The organism is Pseudonocardia sp. EV170527-09 (assembly GCF_008369905.1).
In the GTDB taxonomy this organism is placed as follows: Bacteria; Actinomycetota; Actinomycetes; order Mycobacteriales; family Pseudonocardiaceae; genus Pseudonocardia.
In genome coordinates, this window is sequence record NZ_VRMC01000401.1 from 1 (window position 1) to 295 (window position 295).

Genomic DNA, 295 nt, shown 5'->3' on the forward strand with positions numbered 1-295 from the left:
CTCAAGAAGACCTGTCCGCCTACAACCACCTTCACGATCTCGCGAAGTCGATGGAACTCGCAGCAACTTCCGAAGTGATCGAACCCCCCGGGTTCCTTAACCTTAATCGTGACAACCTAATCGTTATCTGCGGACCACGCCTATCCCCCATGCTCAATCAGATCCTTGAATCTGACGAGGCTCTAGGGTTTCGCGAAGATGACCTTGGATGGTTTCTGGAGGATCGCACCTCTGGGCAGATCTATCGCTCTCCCATGGACTCCGGGAAGTCGAAGGATTACGCATACCTTGGGAG

The 295-nt window shown here is 53.6% G+C and carries 1 pseudogene; it reads left to right on the top strand.

What is annotated here, in order from left to right:
• Nucleotides 1–295 (top strand): annotated as a pseudogene (locus tag FVA95_RS32355) (sigma-70 family RNA polymerase sigma factor); the annotation flags it as partial.